Source organism: Pseudomonas sp. GXM4 (assembly GCF_008923895.1).
Taxonomy (GTDB): Bacteria; Pseudomonadota; Gammaproteobacteria; order Pseudomonadales; family Pseudomonadaceae; genus Aquipseudomonas; species Aquipseudomonas atacamensis.
Window position 1 is genome coordinate 1 of record NZ_WBRZ01000332.1, and the last position, 5,310, is coordinate 5,310.

Sequence of the window (5,310 nt, forward strand, 5' to 3'; positions counted from 1 at the left end):
TGGCATGGCCTCTTCGCGAGCAGGCTCGCTTCCACCTTGGGTTTCGTCATATATGAAACTGATCTAACAAACTTGCGTTAGATGCTATCGGGAGATAAGCGAATCCATTTAAGGCTTGCCTGCTGACGCGCATCCAATGCATTCGAAGAATATTTTCGATGCTGTTAATGCATATCGCGCTGCAAACCGCGCACGCCCTCGCTTAGGTCATATGGATATAAAAATGTGCATTTATAGTATTTAAGTGAAGGTATGCATCCAGCCTACTTTCAGCTCCTCAGCGATCAAGGAGCCGCACCCATGAACCTTCCCTTCAAACGAATCATTGGCCTGCTGGCCGCCCCGGCGCTTGCAGGCTTTCTTGCGCTTGGCGCCCAAGCCGGAGAACTCAAGGAAATCCGCATCGCCGTGCCCGACCTCAGCGCCGGCACTCAACACAGCGGCGGCGGCATCGTCGATGTGCTGCGCGATCAGCAGATCTTCGAAAAGGCCTTCGCCGAGCAGGGCATCAAGATCCAGTGGAGTTTCTTCAAGGGCGCCGGGCCGGTGATCAATGAGGCGTTTGCCAATGGGCAGGTCGATCTGGCCTATCTTGGCGATCTGGCCGCGATCATCGGCAAATCCAATGGTCTGGACACGCGCCTGCTCAGCGCCACGGCGCGTGGCGTGAAGCAATACCTCGGCGTGGTGCCCGGCTCGGGAATCAAGACCCTGCAGGATCTCAAGGGCAAACGCGTGGCGATCTTTCGCGGGACGGCGACGCAGCTGTCGTTCGATGCGGCGCTGGCCAGTCAGGGCCTGAGCGAGAAGGATCTGAAGGTGATCAATCTGGATTTCAACGCGGCGGTCTCGGCGCTCGCGGCCAAGCAGATCGATGCCTCGTGGGGCAGCTCCGCGCTGAGTGCGTTGCAAGCCAAAGGCCTGGCGGAATTGCCGCTCAACACCAAGGACCTTGGCGGCGCTGGCAGCGTGCAGGCGGTGTTGCTGGGTAATGGCAAGTTTGTCGACGCCCACCCTGAGGTCATTGCGAAACTGCTCAAGGCGCAGCAGCAAGCGGTCGAGTGGCTGACTCAGGACAGCAACAAGGATGCCTATGTGCAGCTGGTATCAGGGCTGGCCAGTTATCCGCCGGTGATTCTTGCTCAGGATCTGAAGGACCAGAATCTCAGCGAGATTTTCCCGTCGACACTGGATCCGGTGTTCTTGAGCGGCCTGCAGGACAAGGTCGACCTGGCGGCGCAGCAGAAGCTGATCCGCAAGCCGTTCAAGGTCAGTGATTGGGTGGCGCCAGAGCTTTCTGCAGCCAGGCTTTAGCTTCCAGATCGTTCCCACGCAGAGCGTGGGAACGATCGGCGTGTGTCACGAAGGAGTTTCAGACAGCGACGCTGACGTCCTGCCGATCCACCGCGACCAACGTCTCGATCATTGCCCTCGCTGCTGGTGATAGTCGAAACCCGGTGCGGCTGACGATGCCGCAGCGGGCGTTCATGCTTTCGAGGTTCTGCGGCAGGTTGCGCCAATGCAGCAGCACCAGCGAACCCTTGGCGACATCCTCAATAAACGCCTCCTCCGTGCCGACGCCGATCGCGTTGGATTGCAGTACCACTTTGACCAGCGCCGGAAAGTGCTCGGTCTCGATGGTCGGTGAGAAATCGATGCGCCCGCTGAGGTTCGCCAGCAGCTTGCGAATGCCTGGCGGGATCAGGGTGGCGGCCAGGGGAAAGTCGAACATGTCGTTGGTCGACAGGCTTTCCTTGGCCAGCAACGGATGCCCCGGCCGGCAGAAAAACACCCCGCGCTTGGGCGTCAGCGGTTGCGTCTGGAAATTAGGGTCGGACTCGAAATGGCGGATATCGGCGATGAAGAATTCGATCTCTTCGCGGCTCAGCGCGCGGCTGAGTTTTTCCCAGTTATCCACCTGAAAACAGGTGCGCACTTTCGGATGCGCATTGATGAACTGCGCCACCGCATCGGGCACCAGTTTCACCGCTGGCGCCGGCCCGCAACCAAAATGCACTTCGCCGGCGTCGAGCTTGGTCATTTGCGTCACTTCAGCGCTGAGCAACGCTGCGCCCTGCACCAGGCTCAAGGCATGTTGCAGCACCACCTGGCCCTCGGGCGTCGGACGCAGATCCTTGTTGCCGCGATCGACCAGCACGCAACCGAACTCCTGCTCCAGCCCCTGAATGCTGCGGCTGAACGCCGGTTGAGTGATGCCCATGGCGTCTGCCGCACGGACAAAACTGCGGTGTTCGTTGAGGGCGATGAAGTAGCGCAACTGGCGAAGATCCATATGCTTTTCCGGCATCCTAAAAATAGCTCGAAGGCATTTGCGACGAGGGTTGCTTGAGGTTTTAAATGCAAGCTCTTATTCCGTCAACGAAGCATATGAATATCTATTAGATGTAATTGGAATATAGATAGAGCGTTGTTTCGCTGCCGCCAAAACCGTAAACCGTCGATGAGGGTCTTCCCATGAGCAATGCCGCACTCGCCGTAAAACCCGTTTCTCACGCGCTGGAAATTCACCCGGTAGCCGGTCGTATCGGTGCCGAAATCCGTGGCGTGCATCTGTCCGGTGAGCTGGACGCCGCCACTGTCGAAGCCATCCAGCAAGCCTTGGTCGAATACAAAGTGCTGTTCTTCCGCGAGCAGACGCAACTCGACGATCAGCGTCAGGAAGCCTTCGCCCATCTGCTTGGCGAACCGGTGGCGCACCCGACCGTGCCATCGCGCGAAGGCACCCGTTACCTGCTCGAGCTGGACGGCGCCGAAGGTCAGCGCGCCAACTCCTGGCACACCGACGTGACTTTCGTCGACGCTTACCCGAAAGCCTCGATCCTGCGCTCGGTGGTCGCCCCGGCCTTCGGCGGCGATACGCTGTGGGCCAACACCGCGACCGCTTACCGCGGCTTGCCGAGCGAGCTGCGTGAGCTGGCCGACAAACTGACCGCTGTGCACAGCAACGAGTACGACTACGCCGGTGCGAAGCCGGACGTCTCGGCAGAGAAGCTGGAGCGCTATCGCAAAGTCTTCACCTCGACCGTCTACGAAACCGAGCACCCGGTGGTGCGCGTGCACCCGATCAGCGGCGAGAAGAGCTTGCTGCTGGGGCATTTCGTCAAACGCATCAAAGGTTATTCACAGGCGGATTCGGCGCACCTGTTCGGCTTGCTGCAGAGCCATGTGATCCGCCAGGAAAACACCGTGCGCTGGCGCTGGCAGGCTGGAGATGTGGCGATCTGGGACAACCGCTCGACGCAGCATTACGCGATTGATGATTACGGCACCCAGGATCGCGTGGTGCGCCGGGTGACGCTCAAGGGCGAGGTGCCAGTGGGGGTAAGTGGGCAGCGCAGCCAGACCATCAAAGGTCCGGATATCGTCGGCGTCTGATCGGGCCTCTTCGCGAGCTGGCTCGCTCCCACATTGATCGTTCCCACGCTCTGCGTGGGAATGCCTCAACGGACGCTCTGCGTCCGGTTTTGGGACGCGGAGCGTCCCGGGCTGCATTCCCACGCGGAGCGTGGGAACGATCATTTGATCACAGCTACCACACACCAATCTGAACAACCTTGTCGGTTTCCGGTTCGCCATAACGAAACCGCTGCCCGCGCAAATCGATCTCCGGATGGCTGATCGTCGTCCGCCGCTTCAGTGCGCGTACCCATTCAAACAGATACCCCGCATGCTCCTCGCGCACCGCCGCGTACGCCGGGTCCTCACCCAGATCACTCAGCTCCTGCGGATCATTCAACAGATCAAACAGCTGCGGTCTAAACCCGTCGTACGCCAGGTATTTCCAGCGCTCGCTGCGCACCATGGTCATGCGGCACCGGTCGATCGGCTGGCCCAGTCGTTCCCGCGCCGGGGCCTGAAAGGCGTAGTCGTATTCGCTGATCGCATAGCGGCGCCAATCGGGATTTTCCCCGTGCAGCAACGGGATCAATGAACGCCCTTCCAGCCGGTGTTCCGCGCCCGCTAATCCCAACGCTTGAAGAAACGTCGGCAGCGCATCGATGGTTTCCGCCAGCCGCTCATCGACAGTGCCACGAGTGACATCCGCCGCCGCCCGAGGGTCGCGCACGATCAACGGCACGCCCACCGCCTGCTCAAGCAAAAACTCCTTCTCACCGAGCCAATGATCGCCAAGGAAATCGCCGTGATCGCTAGTGAACACGATCAACGTGTCATCCCAACGCCCGTTGCTCTGCAGAAAATCGAACAGCCGCCCCAACTGATCATCCACTTGCTTGATCAGGCCCATGTAGGTGGGGATTACATTCAATCGTACTGAGTCGCGGGAGAAGTTGAGGCTTTCCTCATGCTGGCGAAAGGCAATGTATACGGGGTGTTTGCTGGCTACGGAGGGCGTCGCGCGGACCGGATGAAAAATCGATTTCGTACTGTACAAGGCGTGGTATGGTGCCGGTACGATATAAGGCCAATGTGGTTTGATGTACGAGAGGTGTAAACACCAGGATTTCTCGCCTTGCTCGGTGATGAAGTCGATGGCGCGATTTGTAGTGTAGACAGTCTCTGAGTGTTGCTCGGGAATTCGTGCTGGCAAATTCGCATGACGCATTTTCCAGCCGCTGAGGATTTCACCGTTCTCGCCTTCGGCGGCATTCGCCCAGTCGTGCCAGGGATTCTTGCCATCGAAGCCCTGCGCGCGCAGGTATTGGGTATAGGGCGCGGATTCGCGCTTGTCGTCGAATGACGGATCGTCGGGGTAGATGCCGTCGTGGCGCAGGTACGGTTCGAAGCCGACCTCATTGAGCAACTCGGCTTGCGCGCTGTCCGGGTTGATTGCCAGGCGCTGCAAGGCGTCGACATTGGCCGTCGCATGGGTCTTGCCGACCAGCGCGGTGCGGATGCCGTGAGGTCGCAGGTAATCGCCGATCGTCAATTCATCCAGCGGCAACGGCACCGCGTTCCAGGCCACTTGATGGCTGCTGACATAGCGCCCGGTGTAGGCCGACATCCGCGACGGGCCGCAGATCGTGCCTTGGGTGTAGGCACGGCTGAAACGAACGCCTTCGGCGGCGAGGCGATCGATGTTCGGCGTGTGCAGATGCGGGTGGCCGTAGCAGGACAGGTAATCGCGGCGCAGTTGATCGCACATGATGTACAGCACGTTGCGCACGGGGTTGGGAGGAGTGGGCATGGAGTTCACCGGTCAGTGGGACAGGTGAGGGTTTTCGCTGTCGGTGGGGGTTTTCGGCAAGTGCATTTGGGGAATGGTTTTTATGCAGCGATTGCATCAGCCTCTTCGCGAGCAGGCTCGCTCCCACATTGGAAATGCGTATT

Annotated in this window: 4 protein-coding genes; 2 read left to right on the forward strand and 2 right to left on the reverse strand. The window is 59.6% G+C overall.

Features of this window, described 5'->3' with window-relative positions; genetic code table 11:
- Positions 1 to 300 precede the first annotated feature (300 nt).
- Positions 301 to 1,314, forward strand: a complete 1,014-nt coding sequence (locus tag F8N49_RS25175) for an ABC transporter substrate-binding protein (RefSeq protein ID WP_122747902.1) — start codon at positions 301 to 303, stop codon at positions 1,312 to 1,314.
- A gap of 58 nt (positions 1,315 to 1,372) precedes the next feature.
- Here F8N49_RS25175 and F8N49_RS25180 read toward each other — a convergent pair whose 3' ends face one another.
- The gene (locus F8N49_RS25180; protein ID WP_039756363.1) at positions 1,373 to 2,293 is read right to left on the reverse strand and encodes a LysR family transcriptional regulator; all 921 of its coding nucleotides are present in this window, start codon (positions 2,291 to 2,293) and stop codon (positions 1,373 to 1,375) included.
- Between the two features lie 182 nt (positions 2,294 to 2,475).
- Between F8N49_RS25180 and F8N49_RS25185 the strand changes: the two genes are divergently transcribed.
- Complete coding sequence (locus tag F8N49_RS25185) at positions 2,476 to 3,396, forward strand: TauD/TfdA family dioxygenase (protein ID WP_071174035.1); 921 nt, start codon at positions 2,476 to 2,478, stop codon at positions 3,394 to 3,396.
- A gap of 154 nt (positions 3,397 to 3,550) precedes the next feature.
- On the opposite strand, the gene F8N49_RS25195 is transcribed toward F8N49_RS25185, so the two are convergent.
- A complete protein-coding gene (locus tag F8N49_RS25195) occupies positions 3,551 to 5,167 on the reverse strand; it encodes an alkaline phosphatase family protein (RefSeq protein WP_151553045.1) in 1,617 nt (538 codons plus the stop codon).
- Positions 5,168 to 5,310 lie beyond the last annotated feature (143 nt).